The organism is Paenibacillus sp. FSL L8-0494 (assembly GCF_038003695.1).
In the GTDB taxonomy this organism is placed as follows: Bacteria; Bacillota; Bacilli; order Paenibacillales; family Paenibacillaceae; genus Paenibacillus_AQ; species Paenibacillus_AQ odorifer.
The window spans coordinates 6835871-6853203 of sequence record NZ_JBBOPQ010000001.1 but is presented as its reverse complement, the minus strand read 5'-3'; the positions used below and the strand labels follow the sequence as shown (position 1 = coordinate 6853203).

Annotated in this window: 15 protein-coding genes; 14 read left to right on the top strand and 1 reads right to left on the bottom strand. The window is 44.8% G+C overall.

Going from position 1 to position 17333, the window contains the following annotated elements; all coding sequences use genetic code 11:
• Positions 1-141: 141 nt before the first annotated feature.
• The 7 genes from NYE35_RS30870 (at position 142) to NYE35_RS30840 (ending at position 8292) form a co-directional block, all read left to right on the top strand.
• Positions 142-786 carry a hypothetical protein gene (locus NYE35_RS30870; RefSeq protein WP_341122406.1) on the top strand — a complete coding sequence of 215 codons (645 nt, stop codon included), beginning with the start codon at positions 142-144 and terminating at the stop codon, positions 784-786.
• Positions 787-1102: 316 nt separating this feature from the next.
• On the top strand, positions 1103-2650 hold the full coding sequence (locus tag NYE35_RS30865; RefSeq protein WP_076099794.1) for a M23 family metallopeptidase: 1548 nt from the start codon (positions 1103-1105) through the stop codon (positions 2648-2650).
• A 192-nt stretch (positions 2651-2842) separates the two neighbouring features.
• Positions 2843-3574 carry a response regulator YycF gene (gene yycF, locus NYE35_RS30860; RefSeq protein WP_036677815.1) on the top strand — a complete coding sequence of 244 codons (732 nt, stop codon included), beginning with the start codon at positions 2843-2845 and terminating at the stop codon, positions 3572-3574.
• Positions 3574-5403 carry a cell wall metabolism sensor histidine kinase WalK gene (gene walK, locus NYE35_RS30855; protein ID WP_036677817.1) on the top strand — a complete coding sequence of 610 codons (1830 nt, stop codon included), beginning with the start codon at positions 3574-3576 and terminating at the stop codon, positions 5401-5403. Before yycF ends, walK begins: the two co-directional genes overlap by 1 nt.
• A complete protein-coding gene (locus NYE35_RS30850) occupies positions 5400-6692 on the top strand; it encodes a YycH family regulatory protein (RefSeq protein WP_036677820.1) in 1293 nt (430 codons plus the stop codon). The genes walK and NYE35_RS30850 overlap by 4 nt, the downstream gene beginning before the upstream one ends.
• 38 nt (positions 6693-6730) lie before the next feature.
• Positions 6731-7471 (top strand): two-component system regulatory protein YycI, encoded by a 741-nt coding sequence (gene yycI / locus NYE35_RS30845; protein WP_036677823.1) that lies wholly within the window; start codon positions 6731-6733, stop codon positions 7469-7471.
• A gap of 14 nt (positions 7472-7485) precedes the next feature.
• Complete coding sequence (locus tag NYE35_RS30840; RefSeq protein ID WP_036677825.1) at positions 7486-8292, top strand: MBL fold metallo-hydrolase; 807 nt, start codon at positions 7486-7488, stop codon at positions 8290-8292.
• Here the strand turns inward: NYE35_RS30840 and NYE35_RS30835 are convergent.
• The gene (locus NYE35_RS30835; protein ID WP_036677826.1) at positions 8261-8467 is read right to left on the bottom strand and encodes a hypothetical protein; all 207 of its coding nucleotides are present in this window, start codon (positions 8465-8467) and stop codon (positions 8261-8263) included. The two genes, NYE35_RS30840 and NYE35_RS30835, sit on opposite strands and share 32 nt — an antisense overlap.
• 388 nt (positions 8468-8855) lie before the next feature.
• Between NYE35_RS30835 and NYE35_RS30830 the strand changes: the two genes are divergently transcribed.
• The 7 genes from NYE35_RS30830 (at position 8856) to cydC (ending at position 17186) form a co-directional block, all read left to right on the top strand.
• Positions 8856-10103: a S1C family serine protease gene (locus tag NYE35_RS30830; protein ID WP_036677827.1), complete on the top strand. Its 1248-nt coding sequence runs from the start codon at positions 8856-8858 to the stop codon at positions 10101-10103.
• Between the two features lie 419 nt (positions 10104-10522).
• Positions 10523-10723 carry a cold-shock protein gene (locus NYE35_RS30825; protein WP_019914582.1) on the top strand — a complete coding sequence of 67 codons (201 nt, stop codon included), beginning with the start codon at positions 10523-10525 and terminating at the stop codon, positions 10721-10723.
• A gap of 92 nt (positions 10724-10815) precedes the next feature.
• Positions 10816-11043, top strand: coding sequence for a cold-shock protein (locus NYE35_RS30820; protein ID WP_036677829.1), 228 nt, complete (start codon positions 10816-10818; stop codon positions 11041-11043).
• 222 nt (positions 11044-11265) lie between these two features.
• Positions 11266-12669: a cytochrome ubiquinol oxidase subunit I gene (locus tag NYE35_RS30815; protein WP_036677831.1), complete on the top strand. Its 1404-nt coding sequence runs from the start codon at positions 11266-11268 to the stop codon at positions 12667-12669.
• Positions 12656-13672 carry a cytochrome d ubiquinol oxidase subunit II gene (gene cydB, locus NYE35_RS30810; protein WP_341122405.1) on the top strand — a complete coding sequence of 339 codons (1017 nt, stop codon included), beginning with the start codon at positions 12656-12658 and terminating at the stop codon, positions 13670-13672. The genes NYE35_RS30815 and cydB overlap by 14 nt, the downstream gene beginning before the upstream one ends.
• Positions 13672-15438, top strand: a complete 1767-nt coding sequence (gene cydD, locus NYE35_RS30805; protein ID WP_341122404.1) for a thiol reductant ABC exporter subunit CydD — start codon at positions 13672-13674, stop codon at positions 15436-15438. Before cydB ends, cydD begins: the two co-directional genes overlap by 1 nt.
• Entirely contained in the window at positions 15435-17186 is a 1752-nt protein-coding gene (gene cydC, locus NYE35_RS30800) for a thiol reductant ABC exporter subunit CydC (RefSeq protein WP_341122403.1), read from the top strand. Before cydD ends, cydC begins: the two co-directional genes overlap by 4 nt.
• Positions 17187-17333 lie beyond the last annotated feature (147 nt).

The following is a 17333-nucleotide window of genomic DNA, read 5'->3' as shown; positions in this document are numbered from 1 at the left end:
AGGACTATATATCTCTCTTTTGGGGCCTAGATTTATGCCTAGACGTTTCCCAAGGCCGGTTCTAGTCAATACTGGATGTATAGAAGAACATGTACATGATCTACCGGATAGACTTGGACATAGGTGAGAGGAGAAATGAAGATGAAGATCGTGAAGCGTGCACTTAGCGTATGTCTGATTGTGATACTTGCCAGCACTCTTTCAATTCTAACAACGGGCGTGGTTGTAAATGCTTATATTCAGTCGGTACTGGCTAGCTTCGATATTAAAGTGAATACTCCCGGTCCGGGATTTGGAGGAATGATTCGGAGCATTATTGGCATGGATAACAAATCTGACTCGGATACAGCTAATAAAGAAGTAACCACAGGGAGTACAGTTAGAAAGGAAACCGACAAAAGCACGGATTCGCCAGCTAAAGGCAAGGGTGAGCCCGTAGATGATAATACTCCGACTGATGCCTTACCAGTTATGGGGCAAGTTACAACCGAAAGTTCAGCTGATAGCGGAAGTGGAAGTGTTGGTGACCAACAATTAGTAATGACACCTGAGGCACTCAGTGACTTTAAAGATAATCTTCCATCGGAAGAGAAGGTAAATATATTCAATATTTTGATGTCCAAACTACCCCAGGATGAGATGGCAAAAATTTCAACAGCGATGGAGGATGGATTAACAGAAGATGAGGTTAAAGAGCTGCAGCAGGTAATTGCAAAATATGTTGATGCAGACGAATATGAGAGCATAATGAAAATGCTTACACCAACTACAGAATCTACGCAATAGCATTTGTAATTGTCACTTTATAGACACATGAAAAAGGTTAAAATTTCATATTTGCGCAAAAAACCCGCGTATTTGGCGGGTTTTTTGTTATGTCTAAAGTTGAAATTTTTCTCTAAGCTATGGTACAGTAAACAAGGACCTCAAGAGGTTAATTTTTTGTAACCTCCTTAACAACCTTTTTATAGGTTCATTAGAAGCAGGAATTAAGCACTAGTATACGCAGAAATTTACATGGATGTAATCTATATAATCGAGGTCGTACAATTAGCTTGGCCGCTTTTGTCGGAAGTAAAAGCGGACTGAAAGGGAGAGTTTCATGAAGGGATTTAAGTTCATGCGTCGGATGAGCAAGCTGCAGGATGGACATCCAGCAGAGTCCGAGGCGAATGTTCAACAGAGCCACAATTTCGATCACGACTCCAAACACTTTCAACAAGAGAAAGGTACTCGCAGATTTCGGCGCGCTTGGATTTTGGGATCTGTCGGCCTTGTGCTTCTAGCTACGGTGTTGGTTGGAGCAGAGAAAAGGTATGTAGCTGCTAACACGGTTACCTATTATCAAGTGTTGGTGAAGGGTGAAGAAATCGGAAGACTTACCGATCAGACGCAGCTTAACCAGCTATACGATAAGAAACAACGAGAATATCAGGAGAAATATCCGAATTCAACCATGGTGCTGCAAACAGAGGGCATTACAATAGAAGAGCAGAAAGCATACAAGCCAGAAGTTGATAGTGAGGCGACACTTACTAAACTAGATGGAATGCTGAAAGCTTATGCAGTAGGCGTGCAATTGATGGTAGATGGCAAGGCGGTTGGCATAGTTAAGGATCAGGAAACTGCTAATGCTGTGCTCGAAGGGGTAAAAAATCATTATGTCCCACAAGCAGAAGTAGCAACGACGGCTAGTAAGCTAACAAGAACGGCTGCTTCCAGCTCATCTGCTGCAAAAGCGAAGACTCCGGAGCAAGTAGAGTCGGTAGAGATTAGTGAAGATATTTCTATCGTTCCTATCAAAGCAGATCCTAATAAAGTGTTGGATGTGGAGGCAGCGGTCCAGACACTTACGGAAGGTAAAGAGGCCCCCCTTCTTTATACCGTTCAAGAGGGCGATACGATTTCGGGGATTGCCAAACGGTTTGAAATCACCCAAAAAGAGATTTATAGTAACAATCCTAACGTGAAAGAGCTGACGTTGAAGATTGGAGATACACTGAAGCTGAAGGTACCCCAACCAGATGTTACAGTAGTAACTGTGGAAAAAGTGACTGAGCAAATAGTGACTGAGCCGGAAGTGGTTGTGCGTTCGAGCGATCAGCTAGCGGCAGGCAAAAGCAAAGTCGTTCGTCCAGGGCAAACTGGACTTAAAGAAATGGAGTATCGGGTAACGAAGGAAAATGGTACGGTCGTCCAAGAAGAATGGTTAGGCCAGACCGTTATACAAGCCTCGCTGCCAGAAGTTGTTTATCGGGGAACGAAGGTTGTTGGTGAAGGAACAGGCATGTTCAGTTGGCCGGTAAGCGGGGCGACACTGACAAGTAGCTTCGGCGAGCGTTGGAGCCGTGCCCATAAGGGTATTGATATGGTATCTAGCAATCGGAATATAAAAGCTTCTGATGCCGGGACCGTGATCTTTGCAGGTGTGCAGAGTGGATACGGGAATGTAGTTATTGTAGATCATCGCAACGGATACCAGACCTATTATGGTCATTTAAAAAGCATCTCGGTTTCTACAGGCCAACGCTTGGAGCAGGGTGGCAAGATTGGCGTAATGGGCAGCACCGGACGTTCGACGGGTACACATCTGCATTTTGAGATTCGGAAGAATGGCACTGCTGTAAATCCAATGAAGTATTTGCAATAATTCATACTTTGTCCTTTAACTGCTCGATTTCAATCGGGCGGTTTTTATTTTTTTTAATCTACGAGTGACGGCAAAGCCGTTTCTTTTTGCTGGGCAGGGGGATTGCTTATTTCGTAGGATGTGACGGTTAGACAGGTATGTTAAAATAAAGGGAATGATCATTAAGTAAGGATAGGAAGGTGAAGCTGGGACATGCAGATGGGAACGATTCTGGTAGTAGATGATGAACAGCCTATTGCTGATATATTGAAATTTAATTTAGAAAAAGAAGGCTACGAGGTTATTTGTGCTTTTGATGGCAACAGTGCAGTGGAGCTGGCATTGTCCAAAAGGCCCGATCTTATGCTGCTTGATCTTATGCTGCCCGGCAAAGATGGTATGGACGTCTGCCGCGAGGTGCGTTCTGCGCACTTGGACATTCCTATCATTATGCTTACAGCCAAGGACGGAGAGATTGATAAGGTACTTGGCCTGGAGCTTGGTGCTGATGACTATGTGACCAAACCTTTTAGTACACGTGAATTGCTGGCCAGAGTTAAAGCCCAGATGCGGAGACAGCATAAACCGTCACCACAGGGGATGGCGAGTGAACCAGCAGAGAATAAGCAGGGCATTTATCATTTTGATCTGTTTATAGATACAGATATGTATTTGGTCTATAAGGGCGGGGAGCCGCTTGACTTGACCCATCGTGAATATGAGCTGCTCTACTATATGATCAAACATGCCGGTAAGGTGATGACTCGGGAGCATTTGCTGCAGGCAGTGTGGGGATTTGAGTATTTCGGTGATGTGCGGACCGTTGACGTGACGATCCGTCGTCTAAGAGAGAAAATTGAGGAGAACCCCAGCAAGCCCGAATATATTTATACTCGGCGTGGACTCGGCTATTTGATGCATAGCCCTAAAAATGGAGGACTGTGATGAAGTGGCGGTCCTTTATCCGGACAATTCAGGCAAAACTTATTATTATTTACGTATTGCTAATTCTGATAGCTATGCAGTTGATCGGGGTTTATTTTGTCAGCTCGATGAAGAACTCATTAACAGATAATTTCACCAAGGACCTTAAAGCACGTGCTGAGATGTTGTCTATCCTGACTGCTGATAAATTTGGTAGTGAGGCTGGAACCGCAGATGAGGAAACCGCTGTGGAAAGTCTGCGCGGGATGGTCAATAATCTGTACATTAACGGGGCTGAGATTCAAGTACTGGATGCCAGCGGCAAAATCATCACCACTTCCGTTCCCTCGCAGAATGACTATGTCGGGCAGCGTAACACCCAGACAGTTGTGAATCGGGCCTTGCAGGGCATCAGTGATAACGAGGAATATATTATTGCTGATGATAATGTGCGTAAAAAGGTTGTGGCTAAGCCTGTGCTTTCGGGTGACAAGGTAGTGGGCGCAATCTATATTGCTGCTGACATGAAGGATCTGTACGCCACGATGGGCCGGATCAATAGTGTATTTATCTCAGGTTTGCTGTTAGCTCTAGCGTTAACGGTTGTTTTATGCGTCATTCTGGCGCACACCATCACGCAGCCTATTAAGGAAATGACGAGGCATGCTACGGCTGTCGCTGAAGGCCGATTCAATCGTAAAATGCCTGTATTAGGAAATGATGAAATTGGACAACTCAGTCAGGCGTTCAATTATATGACCGGTAGATTGCGTGAGGCACTCTCGCAGAATGAAGAGGAGAAGGAGAAGCTTACCTCTATTCTGACGAACATGAGTGATGGTGTTGTGGCTACAGATGAGAACGGAGTAGTGATTCTGATGAATCGGCGGGCAGCACTGATGCTCGGAAATGAAGGCCCGTTGCCGGAAGGCGCTCCTCTAGATAAACTGTTGGGCTTAGATTACGAACAAAGCGGATCTCTGGCTAAAGGTAATGCCCAATCTGCAATGCTTCATCTGACCCATATGGGTGGAGAAGATTCTAATATCGTAAGAGTGACGTTTACTCCCATTCATCGTCGTGAGGGTGGCATTGCCGGCACAATTGCTGTGCTGCAGGATGTCACCGAACAGGAGAATCTGGAGGAATCACGCCGGGAGTTCGTGGCGAACGTTTCGCATGAGCTAAGAACACCACTTACCACTATTAAAAGCTATGTTGAAGCACTGGATGATGGAGCACTTGAAGATCCGCAGCTGGCGGTACGGTTTGTTGGGGTTATTCGCAACGAAACAGAACGGATGATTCGTCTGGTCACGGATTTGCTGCATCTTTCCCGTCTGGATTCCAAGGAAGCTCTTCTTCGAATTCAGCAGACGGATATTACCGAGATGCTGGAGGATGTGGCGGATCGTTTTTCTTTTCAAATTCGGCAGAAGCGTATAGATATAAGTACAAGGGTCCGCAAAGATGTTACCACGGCGTGGCTTGATCGCGATCAAATCGATCAGGTCTTGGGGAATTTGGTCTCCAATGCGCTAAAATATACGCCAGAAGGCGGTACGATTGAACTGGAAGCGTTGAAGAATGAGGATGGAATGCTCTCCATTTCTGTGCGTGATTCGGGGATAGGGATTCCGAAAAAGGATATCGAGCGGATCTTCGAACGATTTTATCGCGTGGATAAGGCACGTTCGCGGAACATGGGAGGCACCGGACTTGGCCTTTCCATTGCCCGGGAAATTGTGAAGGCACATGGAGGCTCCATTTCCCTGCAATCCGAGCTAAATGAAGGTTCAAAGGTAACCTTTACCCTGCCTTTGAACGAGCAAAGGGGGAGTGAGGCATGAAGGAACGAATCAAATCATGCATTCTAGCCTTGCTCGTGCTCGGAAGCCTGGTTGAAAGCTATTATTTGATCTACCGTTTGCCTGGTGCTGATTCAGCAGTGCTTTCTGAGAACCTGTATGTGAAGACAGATAATATGGGTCCGGAAGAGAAGGTAGAGAACCTGTTATACCCTGACAAAATGATCATCCATATGGGGGAAGGCAAACATACGCTTTTTTATCCGGACTCTACGTTCTATAGCTTGATCATGAATCGCTTAAAAGGTCGTGGCTTCGAAAGCTTCCAGCGGCATTCGGTACAGGATTATGATTGGGATAAGATCCGCAATGAGAATCCTGGGATTGAGCTTTCATTCGGAGCGGGCATTCCGGTAACGTTATTGCAGCGGGTGATGCAGTTATCGCCAGATTCCCTTTTTGAAGGAGAAAGCATTGATCGCATTTGGATCTATAACATTAAGAATGATTCCAAGGCCCATGCAATTTTCTTCAGTACGAGAGGCGACATCATATACGAAGCGGCAAAAGCGGATTTAACGGTTCAGGATGTGCAGCAGCATGTTGATTTCGGTAAGAATTGGACGCCTTACAAGACCGTAAGCGGGGATTATTATGTGCCAGACAGTAAGATTTCTCTGGTTCAGGTAGACATGCCTTCCGGGATGTACACCATAGAGCAAATGCAGAGTAATCTTTTCTTCGATGTTGGAAGCACTAGATATATTCGGGAGAAAAACGGCTCGGAGATTTATACGGACAGCAAACGGAGCCTTCAGGTGGACCAGGGTAAGAACTGGATGAGCTATAGTGACCCTGCAGCGCTTCCAGCTGGAGAAAGTACCCCTGCCAAGGATGCTTTGGAAGCTGTAGAATTTGTGAACCAGCATGGCGGATGGAATGGGACTTACCGTTTGGAGGCTACAGAGGAAGGCAGACAGGAGAGAAAGGTCTCTTTTCAACAATATTATGGCTCCTATCCGTACGGCTCCTATCCGATTATGAGCAATTCATCATTACAGTATGGTGTAATAAATCTGGAACTGCAGCAGGGAACAGTATCCTCTTATGAACGTTCTCTAATCTATATAGATGAAAGTAAGGCCGTAAAAAAGGTAGTGGAGCTATCTGGAGGTGCGGATCTGGAGTATAGGTTGTCTCTGGTCAGTAAAACTTCGGCAGTGAAGGATTTAACGCCTGCTTATGTGCCTGAGGTGAAGGAAGATCATCTGGAGCTGATACCTGTCTGGAAAGTTACACTTAGTGATGGCAGTGTTCTTACTTTAAATTAATGGACAAGTGGTTCATATAACAATTAGGAGGTTCGGGTATGGATTGGGGAAGAGCTAAAAATGTACTGATTTGCGCCTTTTTAGGTCTGAATCTGCTGCTATGTTACCAGCTGTGGGTCGATTTGCGCGATCAGGTTAGTGCTAATCTTGATTTTACTTCCCTGTCTGCTGAGACCCAAGCCGTAATGGAGCAGAAAGGGATTCGTGTATTGTGTCCCATTCCGGCTTCTACCCCGCAGCTTCCTAACATTACTTATCGTTATTCTGCTGAAGAGCAGACTGAACCACCAATTAAATTAGATGTACCTATAGACAGCAAGCTGATCTATTCTTCCTTCTCAGAGCTTAGCAAGGCGCTTGAGGATAAGATTCCTGATATTTCCAATTATCGCTTTGATTCACAGGAAAGTGAGGTTGGGAAGTTTGTTCTTCATCCGCTGGTTCAAAATCAGTGGTCGTTGTTCCGTGTTAGGCTAGAGTTGATTAACAGTGATCAAAAAATCGTAGCTTACCGCTGGCCGAAGATTGAAATAGGGACAAGCAGCAGCGATAAAGAACAGAAGGTGCTTCCAGCATCGCAAGCACTTAGTAGCTTGATAGAGAAGTATTTTCCGGCAGATTCCGTAGTGAAGGAGATTGAGCTGGGGTATTACGGTGAGCTGTTCAACTCGGAAAGTCAGGTAGCTTCGCCGATGTGGCGGTTTATGCTGGAGAACGGCAATGCCTATTATGTGGATGCTATTAGTGCGGACATCATCAGTCCTAAGACAACAGAGTAGAAGGAGTAAGGAAAATGGGGATTTCATTTACAGTACTGTCCAGTGGTTCTACCGGCAATGTAACGGTGGTACGAAACGGGGAGACAACACTTATGATTGACGCAGGTTTTAGTGCCAAGCGGATCGATGAGCTGTTGGCCATGCGTGAACTAACGGGTAATGATATAGACGGGATTCTAGTTACACACGAACATTCCGATCATATCAAGGGACTCGGGGCCATGGCCCGTAAATACGATCTTCCGATTTATGCGAACACCAATACCTGGGGAGCTATCGAGAAGGGAATTGGTAAAATACCGGAGTATAACCGTATGATCATGGAGTCTGGCCAGCACAAGGATTTCGGCAGTATGCGAGTAGAATCCTTTGCGATTTCTCATGATGCAGCGGAGCCAGTGGGTTACAATTTTTATGATGGAAAAGAGAAGTTATGTGTAGCTACAGACCTGGGCTATGTTAGTGATAAGGTAAGAGATGCAATTTCAGATGCAGATGTATTGGTGCTGGAGGCGAATCATGATATCGAATTGCTGAGAATGGGACGTTATCCGTGGAATACGAAACGGCGCATCCTAGGCGACATGGGTCACCTTTCCAATGAGGCAGCTGGAGCTGCGCTTAGCGAAATTCTTACAGGGCGGACCAAACGGACCTATTTGGCGCATTTAAGCCGGGATCACAATATGATGGATTTGGCAAAAATGTCGGTACGCGGCGCAATGGAGGATCGGGGCTGTTTTTTCAAAGATAGTGAGTTCAGACTGTGTGATACGTATTATGATCAACCTACGCCATGGGATAAGCTGAGCCAGTCATAAGCTGATCAAGTTCAGCGGTCTTGCGATCTAATTCTTGGCGGGAGATCAGGCCTTTTTCAATCATCAATTCGATCATTGCGCTAAAGGCAAGGGTCATGTGGTAGTGTTCATCCTTTAAGTCACCAAGCTTACCGATAAACTCGACTAAATCCATACTTGTTGAAAAAGAACTCATAATTAATCCTCCTTTAATAGTGTGAATTTATAGTGTAATTAGAACTGAAAACTGTAAAAAATTCGCAGGTGTTTTAGCTGAGGAAAATCCCGAATTGCAGGTTGCCTGTGATACAATTAAAAGCGTGATGAGCAAAGCTAAAATTTTAGGGACACTTCTATTTTATTGTAGTCTTTTAAGTTGCAAAATATTCCTAATAGAGAAGATATATTAAAAGATTATCATAATCTAACGATTGATCGAAACTCTTGTGGGGTTAATGGATAAAGTGAAACTTTTTAGTGATATTTGGAGTCTAATGGTTACAGAGGTTTGGTTCGGACGTGGTTGCTATAGGTTCAGGTCTTAACAACAGTGAACGCTTGGCAATAGAAGGGGGAGATTTTCGGTGGGATTGTTTGATGATGATTTCTATTCAACTAAAGTTTCGCGGTCCAGAGGGGATGAAGCATCAAAGGGATCGTTTGCTAACCGTAGACATTCTGTACGCAGATCGCGTAAAGGGCTATCTACCTGGCAAATATCCGCCGTTTGCTCCTTAGTCAGCGCTGTGGTGGCAGTTCTGTTATTCAGTATGTTTACAGGCCAGATGAGTCATGAGACTGCTCAAAAGCCGGTTGTAACAACTGGAAATGTTGCCCCAAGCAGTAGTGATCCATTTGACCGGATTATTCAAGCTGCTGCCACGGTTCGCCCTGCAGTAGTAAGTATTATCAATCATAAAGAAGATAATGAAGAATTAAACATTCTGGATGAGTCCGCACTAGGCTCAGGAGTGATCTATAAAAAGACAGGAAATAAAGCATTTATCATTACCAATAATCATGTCATCGAAGACTCCGGTAATCTCGAGGTAGTTACAGTGAACGGAGAGACCCGTAAGGCAACACTCGTTGGAACGGATAAAGTAAGCGACATTGCGGTACTCTCTATTGATGCCAAAGGAATCGATACCATCGCGCAGCTCGGTGATTCCTCTAAGCTTCGTCTAGGTGAAACGGTCATTGCTATCGGTAATCCGCTAGGACTTGGTGATACATTGACCTCGGGGATTGTTAGCTATACTGAACGGATGGTTCCCGTATCCCTTAATCAGGATGGAGTATATGACTGGGAACAAGAAGTGATACAGACTGATGCGGCGATTAATGAAGGAAATAGTGGCGGCGCGTTAGTGGATCTCGATGGCAAGGTCATTGGAATTAACACGATGAAGATTTCAGATACGGGTGTAGAGGGTCTGGGTTTTGCAATTCCTGCGAATCATGTGATAGATATCGCTAATGAGCTGGCTGAAAAAGGGCATATTGCCCGTTCGTACTTGGGTGTATATTCAGTTGATTTGAACAATCCGTACGTTCCACTAGCAGAAGATCAACGCAATGAATTGAACCTGCCGAACAGTGTTAAGGATGGAGTAGTTGTTCTAGAAGCCGTTGGCCCTGCGAAGGAAGCTGGACTGCAATTCAATGATGTCATTACCAAATTTAATGATCAATCCATCATATCTACCCTTTCTCTTCGCAAGTACTTATATAATCATACGAAGATCGGTGATGATCTGAAAATTACTTACTATCGAAACGGCGAGGCCAAACAGGCAACAGTTAAACTTCTTGAAAAACCACAGGAATAATATGCTGGAAGTCGGTATATAATGATATAGCAGTTACGACAAGTAGAGCGGACTACCCCTTCGATTCCGAGGGGGTACCTTCTTGAAAAAGCGGATAAAAGTAACGTTTTTGGGAAAGCTATTTTTCTAAAACCATGATAATTATGCCAGAAAAAGGATCTATTTAGGTAATAAACACTAAGTGGCAGCCCTTACATTGGAAGGTAATACTTATTAGGGCAAAACCGGATATATTCGGATGCTTGCTTGCCTTTGCTAATCAGGTGTGGTAATATGATATCAATCATACATTTAGTCCCTAATTCTCGCATTGAAAAGGGCTGTCATATTTGGTAATACAACCTTTTTCAATGTGTGAATTTTTTCTTTGTTTGAAGATAAAAAGAACATATTAATTTAAATTTGTGGAGGTAACACACATGCAAACAGGTACAGTTAAATGGTTCAACGCAGAAAAAGGATTCGGATTTATCGAAGTTGAAGGCGGAAGCGACGTATTCGTTCACTTCAGCGCAATCACTGGCGACGGCTTCAAAACTTTGGACGAAGGCCAACGCGTTGAATTCAACGTTGTTCAAGGCAACCGTGGACCACAAGCCGAAAACGTTGTAAAACTGTAATAATAGAAGAAACCGTCCCAGCTTGTGAAAGTTGGGACGGTCTTTTTATATCTAGTTACTCACTATTGACTTACAGGATGGGAGGAACGGCAATGAACTACCGGAAGAAACCTTTGGAAGAAATACCGGAAGAAAATACCGCAATTTGGGCATGTACCAATGAGGGATGCAACGGATGGATGAGGGATAATTTCGCATTTGAACATGCGCCTTCTTGCCGTCTATGTGACTCTCCAATGGTTCGCAGCACGAAGATGCTACCCCAATTGCTTAATTCGAATGGCGATCTCAAATCGCTGAAGAAGGGTATTTCCATCTAACCAATACCTAAATGAGTCAAGCATTTAATAGAACGACGAACCACTCAAGACGGGTAAACCGTCTTATTTTTTTTGCTTTCTTTATGCTAAATTGTGATCTTTGTCACAAATCATTTGAATTTCACCGTTAAATGACTATCTTTATGTGACATTTATCACAAAAAGAAGCTTAAATTTTTGACAGAATATAGTTAACGAAAAGGGGAGAAGGAAGGGACAAATATGGATACAGTAATGCTGTCGCGTATACAATTTGCGTCGACGACAATATTCCACTATTTCTTTGTACCGGTATCAATCGGACTAGCGCTCTTGATTGCAATCATGGAGACAATGTACGTTAGAAAAGGTAATGAAGAGTACAAAAAAATGGCGCAGTTCTGGGGAAAGCTATTCCTCATCAATTTTGCAGTAGGGGTAGTTACAGGGATATTGCAGGAATTTCAGTTCGGGATGAACTGGTCCGATTATTCACGTTTTGTGGGTGATGTATTCGGGGCTCCACTTGCAGTTGAGGCATTGGCAGCCTTTTTCCTGGAGTCTACTTTTATTGGGATATGGATATTCGGCTGGGATAAGGTTTCCAAGCGAGTACATTTACTGTCCATCTGGCTGGTAGCATTCGGTACGATGTTATCTGCATTCTGGATTCTAGCGGCTAACTCTTTTATGCAGCATCCTGTGGGTTTTGAGATAAATAATGGACGTGCAGAAATGAATGATTTCTTCGCGCTTATTACGAACGGACAATTGCTGGTTGAATTCCCACATACAGTACTGGCTGCTTATGCAACAGGTGCTTTTCTTGTAACAGGTATTAGTGCTTATAAAATATTGAAGAAACAAGAGGTTTCTTTCTTTAAGAAGTCTTTTCAGATTGCAGCTATCGTAGGGATTATTTCTTCTATTGGTGTAGCTGTTGCTGGTCACGCCCAAGCGCAATATTTGGTTGAAACTCAACCAATGAAAATGGCAGCTTCCGAAGGACTGTGGGGTAAGAGTGGTGACCCGGCACCTTGGACCGTATGGGCAAACATTGATCCAGAGAATCAAATCAGTACTGGAGAATTTCAAATTCCTTATATGCTGAGTTTCCTTTCATACAGTAAATTTTCCGGTGAAGTTAAAGGTATGCTTGAGCTGCAAGCGGAGTATGAGCAAACCTATGGCCCCGGTGACTATATTCCACCTGTACGTACGACATTCTGGAGTTTCCGGATCATGGTTCTAGCAGGAACGTTAATGATTGTATTGGGAATGTACGCTATGTACTTAATGTGGCGCAAAAAAATGGACCGTCCGAACACTTGGTTTATGCGGTTCATGTTATGGGGCTTGTTGCTTCCTCCGATTGCGAATACAGCCGGTTGGGTCATGACCGAATTCGGGCGTCAGCCATGGACGGTATTCGGACTGATGACAACGGAAGACAGTGTGTCGCCTAATATTACAAGTGGTCAAGTTCTGTTCTCCGTGATTTCTTTTACAACGATTTATTTAATTCTAGGATTAGTGTTGGTCGGATTGTTTATTAAAGTGATTAAAAAAGGTCCTTATGCGATGGATAACGATCACGGCGATTCGAATGATCCATATAACGAGGAGGGTTCCCATGATATCTCTTAATGAATTGTGGTTTGTGCTGATTGCAGTTCTGTTTATAGGGTTCTTCTTCCTGGAGGGTTTCGATTTCGGCGTAGGGATGGAAACACAAATTCTCGCTAAAAATGATACAGAGCGCCGTGTTCTGATTAACTCGATCGGACCCTTCTGGGATGGGAATGAGGTATGGCTTATCACAGCTGCGGGTGCAATGTTTGCGGCTTTCCCGGAGTGGTATGCAACGCTGTTTAGTGGATTCTATATTCCTTTTGTATTTGCCTTATTAGCTCTGATAGCGCGTGGTGTCGCTTTTGAATTCAGAGGTAAACGTGATTCATTAGCTTGGAAAAGAACTTGGGATGCCTGTATTTTTATCGGCAGCTTCCTTCCACCATTCCTCTTGGCTGTAGTGTTTGCAAGCTTTATCAAAGGGTTGCCTATTGATGGGGATATGCAAATGTATGCAGGGTTCACAGATATCGTGAATGTGTACACTGTAGTAGCAGGGCTTACTGTTGTCCTTCTGTGCCTGGTGCATGGTCTCATGTTCACAACGCTGCGTACAGTGGGTGATCTACAGGCTCGCGCTCGCAAGTTGGCTCAAAAATTGCTAATACCGCTCGCAGCTTTATTTACTGCTTTTGTGATTATGACTTATAATATGACGGATATTTTCGAGCAACGTGGAACGATTCTTATGATTATTGTAGCCCTGGGAGTCGTCGCCTTTGTATTGTCCGGTTACTTCATGACGAAGAAGAAGGACGGCTACGCTTTTGGAATGACAGGAGCGGTAATGGCGCTTTCGGTAACTTCTATCTTTGTAGGATTGTTCCCGCGTGTTATGATTAGTTCAATTGATCAAGCTTTTAATTTGACGATCACTAATGCGGCTTCGGGCCATTACTCTTTGAAGGTAATGACGATTGTGGCACTGACCATCCTTCCGTTCGTATTGGGATATCAAATTTGGAGTTACTTTGTCTTTCATAAACGGGTTCACGAGAAGGAGCATCTTGAATACTAATGGATAAAAACTTGCTTGGGTATAAAGGAGTTAAGCCAGTCTTTCTGATTGTAGGCTTCCTTACCCTGGTGCAAAGCTTGTCCATACTTCTGCTGGCTAAATCGCTGGCAGAAGTCATCTCTGCGCTATTTGCGGGAGAACCTCTGAAGGAACAATGGGGCACTGCGCTATTGTTCCTTCTTGCATTTCTTGTGCGCCATGCTTGTGCTATGCTGATGAGCCGTGTCTCTTACCGCTTCGCGGAAGCAACGGGCAGCACTATGCGGAGGGAAATGATGGACAAGCTCTTCCAGCTTGGCCCTAGAATGGTGGGCGGGCGTGGAACCGGGGATCTTGTTACACTAGTGCTGGAAGGCGTAACTAAATTCCGCACGTATCTGGAAGCAATCATTCCTAGAATGGTAGGGATGTCTGTTACACCGGTCTTGGTGCTTATTTACGTCTTTACGATGGACACTACGAGCGGGATTATTCTTACGGTAACTATGCCGATTATTATTGTTTTTATGATTTTGATTGGGATGACAGCCCGTAAGCAAATGGATCGGCAATTGAAATCATATCGCACATTATCTAATCATTTCGTAGACTCACTACGTGGACTAGAAACATTAAAATTTCTAGGGCGCAGTCGTAGTCATAGCGACAGCATTGCTACGGTCAGCGATCGTTATCGCTCGGCGACCATGCGTACGCTGCGAGTGGCCTTTTTGTCATCGTTCGCCCTGGATTTCTTCACTATGCTGTCTGTAGCATCTGTAGCGGTAAGCCTCGGTTTACGGCTTGTAAATGAACAGATGACATTGGTTACGGGCTTAACGATTCTAATCTTGGCTCCGGAATATTTCCTGCCTGTCAGATTGGTGGGTTCAGATTTCCATGCTACTTTGGATGGGAAAGAAGCCGCTGAAGCAATGAAGAGCATTATAGATCAAGATGAGGTGAAGGCTGAAGTAATCGGCCCTAACGGTAATCTATCTGTCGGTTCTGCAGCAAAAACATCGGAACAAATATTCACTTGGCATGAGAATAGCGTGCTCACATTAAATGACGTTAGCGTGAAGTATGAGGAAGCAGGGCTTTCTTCGCTGGAAGCGCTGAACCTGCAATTTAAAGGAGCTAGTAAAATTGGGATTATCGGAGAGAGCGGGGCCGGTAAATCTACTTTAGTGGATATATTAGGGGGCTTCTTACACCCTACCTCAGGAAGTATCACGGTTAACAGTACAACGGTTAGTGCATTAACGGATGAGGCTTGGCGAAAACAGACCTCATATATCCCGCAGCGTCCGTATATTTTTAGCGGCACGTTAGCGGATAATATACGTTTTTATTACCCTGAGGCTTCTATGGAAGCTGTTTCCGCGGCAGTGAAAGCTACTGGTTTATCGGGGCTGGTGGATACTCTTCCGCATGGTTTAGATGAGATGATTGGTGGCGGCGGCCGTTCGTTCAGCGGTGGCCAGGAGCAACGGGTGGCATTAGCCCGGGCACTGCTTAGCAGCCGTCCAATTATGCTTCTAGATGAGCCAACGGCGCATCTGGATATTGAAACGGAATATGAGCTGAAGGAGACGATGGTGCCTCTTTTTGAAGGAAAGCTGGTCTTTCTGGCTACCCATCGCCTACACTGGATGCTAGATATGGACATTATTGTAGTAATGAAGCAAGGCCAAGTGGCAGAAATCGGTACCCATCAGAAGTTACTTGCCCGCAAGGGTGCGTATTATGAGTTGATTGGGTCGCAATTGGAGGGAATCCATTGAAACGTGAAGGATGGTTTGCTCCCTATGTATCGTCGTATTTTTGGCGTTTTGTGCTAATTATTGTGCTTGGGGCGTTGACGATTTTTACAGCCTCTTCATTGATGTATACTTCAGGATTTCTGATCTCAAAAGCGTCTACACCGGTCGAAAATATCCTGATGATCTACGTGCCGATTGTTGGTGTACGTACGTTCGGAACAAGCCGAGCAGTCATTCACTACGTGGAACGGCTGATTGGGCATGACACCATTTTACGGATTCTTTCTAAAATGCGTGTGCGCCTTTACAATATTTTGGAGCCACAGGCCTTGTTCCTGTCTTCGCGTTTCCGTACTGGGGATATTCTCGGGATGTTAGCTGATGACATCGAATATTTGCAAAATGTATATCTGAGAACTGTATTTCCAAGTGTTATTGCTTTATTGATCTACGGGGTTGCGGTGATTGCGTTGGGCACCTTTGATATCGGTTTTGCGTTATTAATGGCTTTGTATATTTTGGTGTTGGTCGTGGTATTGCCGCTTATATCTTTGTTGTTCACCCAGAAACGTCAACGTGAAGTGAAGGTAGAGCGTAATCGCCTCTATCAAAAGCTGACTGACGCCGTTCTCGGTATGGGCGATTGGGTCATTAGTGGACGGCAAAGCCAGTTCGTGGAGACCTATGAAGCAGATGAGAAAAAAGTGGCCAAAACGGATGCAGCGCTGCGCAGCTGGGCGCGTCTACGTGCGTTCATCGGGCAAGCAGTTGTTGGAGTTGGCGTGCTTTCGATGTTATATTGGGCCGCCGGGGAGTATGCGGATGGTGCTATTGCAGGTACGTTGATTGCGGCGTTTGTATTGGTTGTTTTTCCTGTGGCAGATGCTTTTTTGCCAGTATCCGAAGCTGTGGAGAAAATCCCGCAGTACCGTAACTCGCTGGAGCGGTTGTCTGGAGTGGTTGGAGAAGAGCAGAATATAGTTTCCGAACAGGCATCTGTAGTCGATGTTCTACCTCAGGCCATAAAAAGTGCTCATATCCAGCTCGAAAATGTGGGTTACCGCTATGGATCAGAGGATAACTGGTCGGTTCGTGATCTCAGCCTCGACATCCCACAAGGCAAAAAAATTGCCATCATCGGCCGTAGTGGGGCAGGGAAATCGACGTTGTTAAAGGCTATTCAAGGGGTTATCCAACCTTCTGCAGGTTCGGCTATGATTAATGGAATCGCGGCGGCTGCCTATGGCGATAATATTCCTTCTATTATTGCGGTGCTAAATCAAAGCCCACACTTATTTGATACTACGGTAGCGAACAATATTCGCATGGGTGATCCGAAGGCTTCCGAACAAGCGATTAAAGAAGCTGGCGCATTAGCCAAAATGGATACGCTGATCTCCTCGTTACCAGAGGGATACAATACCTTTGTCCGTGAAGCGGGGCAACGTTTCTCCGGTGGAGAGCGTCAGCGGATAGCGTTAGCTCGTATTTTGCTGCAAAATACACCTGTCGTCATTCTTGACGAACCGACCGTAGGGCTGGACCCAAGGACGGAACGTGATCTTTTGCAGACGATGTTTGAAGCTATGGACGGTAAATCTCTGATCTGGGTAACGCATCATTTGGTTGGTGCGGAGCAGATGGATGAAGTGATTTTTATGGAAAATGGCTCGGTAGAAATGCGTGGAACCCATGCGGAGCTGATGGAAAAAGAACCACGTTACCGCAGATTGTATGAGCTGGATCGTCCAGTGGAGTTTCTAGGGTAAGATGGAGAGTTGGTAGATAACATTTATAGAAATTAGAGAGATATTAGTGAAGAGATTCCTTTTGCCCGTTTGGGGTGAGAGGAATCTTTTTTTTCGGTAGGGCAAGAATATAGACAATGGATGAACAGATTGCTGGAATGGATAGAT